At 69.7% G+C, this 4,007-nt stretch carries 3 protein-coding genes and 2 pseudogenes; 2 read left to right on the top strand and 3 right to left on the bottom strand.

Features of this window, described 5'->3' with window-relative positions:
* Window positions 1–518, bottom strand: a pseudogene (locus B4E30_RS13265) (protein-disulfide isomerase); the annotation flags it as partial.
* 221 nt (window positions 519–739) lie between these two features.
* Between B4E30_RS13265 and B4E30_RS13260 the strand changes: the two are divergent.
* Window positions 740–1,843 carry an ABC transporter ATP-binding protein gene (locus B4E30_RS13260; protein WP_286795555.1) on the top strand — a complete coding sequence of 368 codons (1,104 nt, stop codon included), beginning with the start codon at window positions 740–742 and terminating at the stop codon, window positions 1,841–1,843.
* Window positions 1,844–1,910: 67 nt separating this feature from the next.
* Complete coding sequence (locus tag B4E30_RS13255; protein ID WP_286795554.1) at window positions 1,911–3,218, top strand: DUF4032 domain-containing protein; 1,308 nt, start codon at window positions 1,911–1,913, stop codon at window positions 3,216–3,218.
* A gap of 3 nt (window positions 3,219–3,221) precedes the next feature.
* On the opposite strand, the gene B4E30_RS13250 is transcribed toward B4E30_RS13255, so the two are convergent.
* Together B4E30_RS13250 and B4E30_RS13245 are read right to left on the bottom strand one after the other, a co-directional pair.
* A complete protein-coding gene (locus B4E30_RS13250; RefSeq protein ID WP_286795553.1) occupies window positions 3,222–3,860 on the bottom strand; it encodes an NAD(P)-dependent oxidoreductase in 639 nt (212 codons plus the stop codon).
* A 26-nt stretch (window positions 3,861–3,886) separates the two neighbouring features.
* A pseudogene (locus tag B4E30_RS13245) lies at window positions 3,887–4,007 on the bottom strand (23S rRNA (guanosine(2251)-2'-O)-methyltransferase RlmB); the annotation flags it as partial.

Genomic DNA, 4,007 nt, shown 5'->3' with positions numbered 1-4,007 from the left:
GCGGCGTCTTCACTGACCCACTTCTGCAGCTGCTGCACGTTGGCGACCTGGAAGTCCTGCGCGCCGCTGGAGAGGTAGTCGACGTAGATGCGGATGTCGACGACGCCGGGCTCGGGCGTCTCGACCGGCTCCGCCTGGGCGGACATCGCGGCGTTCCCGGAGGAGTCGCTCTCGTCGTCGGCCTCTTCCTCGCCCGCTGCGTTGTCGTCCACCTCGGGCGTGGTCGGCTCCGCGCCGACCGAGCCTACGCCGGTCACATCGGTGACCTCGAAGCCGTCCTCGGTCACGTTCGCCGGCTGCGCCATCGGGCGCGAGGCGTTGCTGGAGACCGTCCAGGTGATCACGACGGCGACGGCGGCCACCACCGCCACGATGACCGTCGCGAGCGAGACCCGCTGGATCAGACGCGTGCGCGACTGTCGCTGCTGCACCTGCTTCGCCTTCGCGCGCACGGCGTCGCGGCGGTCGCCAGGGGTCGTTTCGGGACTGGTGTCGGGAGTCGATTCGTCGTGTGACATGGAACCTCGTTGGAGAACGTCGGCCGTGATGCTCCGGCGCGCCGCTCGGGGAGCGCGGCGTGGACGATGCTAGTCACCGACCCTGGGAAATGCCCAGACACCTCCCGTTCTTTGCCGCGTGGCATACTGGAGACACGCCCGATGGTGGGCGTGCGGGAGAGCCCCCGCTTCCATTCACTACGGATCGTCCGGCACGTACCTGCCGGTGAAGGAGAAAGACCATGGCGTCCGTCACGTTCGACAACGCAACCCGCTTGTACCCCGGAGGCCAGCGCCCCGCCGTCGACAAGCTCAACCTCGAGGTCGCCGATGGCGAGTTCCTCGTCCTCGTCGGCCCCTCCGGCTGCGGGAAGTCCACCTCGCTGCGCATGCTCGCCGGCCTCGAAGAGGTCAACTCCGGTGCCATCCGCATCGGCGAGCGCGACGTCACCGACGTGCCGCCGAAGGATCGCGACATCGCGATGGTGTTCCAGAACTACGCGCTGTACCCGCACATGACGGTCGCCGAGAACATGGGCTTCGCGCTCAAGATCGCCGGCGTCGGCAAGGAGGAGCGCGCCCAGCGCGTGCTGGAAGCCGCCAAGCTGCTCGACCTCGAGGAGTACCTGACGCGCAAGCCCAAGGCCCTGTCGGGTGGTCAGCGTCAGCGTGTGGCCATGGGCCGCGCGATCGTGCGTCAGCCGCAGGTGTTCCTCATGGACGAGCCGCTGTCGAACCTCGACGCGAAGCTGCGCGTGCAGACCCGCACCCAGATCGCGTCGCTGCAGCGTCGCCTGGGCGTCACGACCGTCTACGTCACGCACGACCAGACCGAGGCCCTCACCATGGGTGACCGCATCGCGGTGCTCAAGGACGGCATCCTGCAGCAGGTCGGCACCCCGCGCGACCTGTACGAGCGGCCGAACAACGTGTTCGTCGCCGGATTCATCGGCTCGCCGGCCATGAACCTCTTCCCCGCCCCGCTCGCCGAGGGTGGCGTGCAGTTCGGCTCCGAGGTCGTGCCGCTGGACCGCGACACGGTCGGCCGCGCGCACGGCAGCGAGGTCACCATCGGCGTCCGCCCGGAGGACATCGTCGTCGGCCCGGCCGACGGCAAGGGCCTGCCGGTCACCGTCGACCTCGTCGAAGAGCTGGGTGCAGACGGCTACCTCTACGGGCACACCGACATCAACGGCAAGCGCACCGACATCGTCGCCCGCGTCGACGGTCGCAACCACCCCCACTCGGGTGAGACCGTGACCCTGGCCGCGACGGCCGGACACGTGCACGCCTTCGACATCGAGACGGGCGAGCGCCTCAACGACGCTCCCGTGCTCTCGGAGTAGTCACCGACGCACGTACAGCGCGGGTGGGTCTCGGATCCACCCGCGCTGTACTGTTTTCGGAAGGATCATGCGCGAATCACTCTCCATCACCGCCAGCTCCGTCGACCCGGCACTCCTTGCTCTTCCCTGGTCCACGCCGCTCGCCGAATGGCCCACGAGCACGATCGTGTTCCTCCCCAAGGGCATCTCACGACACCTCGTGCGCTTCGCGAGCCTCTCCGGCCGTGTCGTGGCGATCAAGGAGACGACCGAGGAGATGGCGCGGCGTGAGTACGACATGCTCGGGAACCTCCACCGACTGGATGCGCCCTGCGTGGAGCGCATCGCGGTCATCGCGGGCCGCACCGACGCCGACGGCGCGCCGCTTCCGGCCGCCCTCGTCACCGCGCACCTGAAGTTCTCCCTCCCCTACCGCGCCCTCTTCACCCAGGTCCTGCGTCCCGACACCGCGACACGCCTCGTGGATGCCCTCGCCGCCCTTCTGGTGCGACTGCACAACGTCGGATTCTTCTGGGGCGACGTGTCGCTGTCGAACACCCTCTTCCGCCGCGACGCCGGCGCCTTCGCCGCCTACCTCGTCGATGCCGAGACGGGCGAGCTCCACGAGGCCGGCCTCACCCGCGGTCAGCGCGAGCACGATCTCGACGTCGCGCGCACGAACATCGCCGGCGAGATCATGGACCTCGAAGCGGGCGGGCGCCTGGAGGGCGGGGTCGACGCCCTCGCCGTCGCCGACGGCATCGTCGAGTCGTACCACTCGCTGTGGGCGGCCCTCACCGATCGGGAATCGTTCGGCGCCGACGAATCGTGGCGCATCACCGAGCGCGTGCAGCGTTTGAACACCCTCGGCTTCGACATCGGCGAGATGTCGATCACCACCACCGACGACGGCACGCGGGTGTCCATTCAGCCCAAGGTCGTGGATGCCGGTCACCACCAGCGTCGGCTGCTGCGCCTGACCGGTCTCGACGTCGAGGAGAACCAGGCCCGGCGCCTGCTCAACGACCTCGACGAGTTCCGCGCCCGCATCTCACGCCTCGGAGGCGACGAGGAGGTCGTCGCGCACGAGTGGCTGACGCGCGTCTTCGAGCCGGTCGTGATGGCGATCCCGTACGACCTGCGCGCGAAGCTCGAGCCCGCCGAGGTGTACCACCAGGTGCTCGAGCACCGCTGGTACCTCTCGCAGTCGCGCGGCGGCTCGGTGCCGCTCGCCGAAGCACTGGGGAGCTACGTCGACGACGTGCTGCGGCACCGACGCGACGAAGCGACCGTCATGGGACCGCCGACCGAGACCACGTCCCTCCCCGTGATCACCGCCGATCTGCCGACCGTCGACGACGACAGCGGCACGGTGGACTGGCGTGACCTCGTCTGAGGGTCAGTAGCCGACCGAGAACGCCTCGCGCGCGTGGCGCGGCTGCTCGATCTCATCCACGACCGCCACGGCCAGGTCGGCGCCGGAGATCGTCGACTCGCCATCGGGATCGACCACGAGCACGGGCCCGCCGTCTCGGTACGATCCCGTGCGCTCCCCGGGGTTCCACGGGCCGAACCCGCCGGCGGGATGCACGTAGAACCAGTCGCGTTCCGCGCCCGCCTCGAGGTCTTCCAGGATGGCGAGGGCCTCGAGCGCTTCGGGCTTGTACTCCTCGGCGAACTCCGGGGTGTGCACCAGACGCGGTCCGTCCGGGCTCACGCGGCTGCCGCCGGCGCCCCCGATCACGCCGAGCCTCACCTCGGGCGGAAGCTCTGCGGCGAGCTCTGCGACCGCCGGTCGCAGCATCCCCGCCATGTCACCGCGGGCGGCGACGGCGACGATGACGACCTCGACGCCCTGCATCTCGGTCACGAGCGTCGGCACATCGAGGATGCTGCCCTCGAGGTACATCGCGTGCTCGACGCGATCGGCGACGGCCTTGCGGGCGACGACCAGCACCGTGTGCCCGCGCTGGGCCGCCTCGGCGACGATGTGACGACCGGCGTACCCGGTCCCTCCAATGACGGCGATGCGGGACATGCGCTTCCTTTCGATCGGCGCCGCGCTCAGTCCTGGGCGGCGCGGGCGGTGGCGACCTGGTAGAGGGCGACGGATGCCGCGATGCCGGCGTTGAGGGACTCCGTCGCCGCGGAGATGGGGATCGACACGATCTGGTCGCACGTCTCG

This window comes from Microbacterium sp. UBA3394 (genome assembly GCF_002358725.1).
GTDB lineage: Bacteria > Actinomycetota > Actinomycetes > Actinomycetales > Microbacteriaceae > Microbacterium > Microbacterium luteum.
Note: the sequence above shows the minus strand (reverse complement) of the source record. Positions and strands in the feature narration are given on the sequence as shown.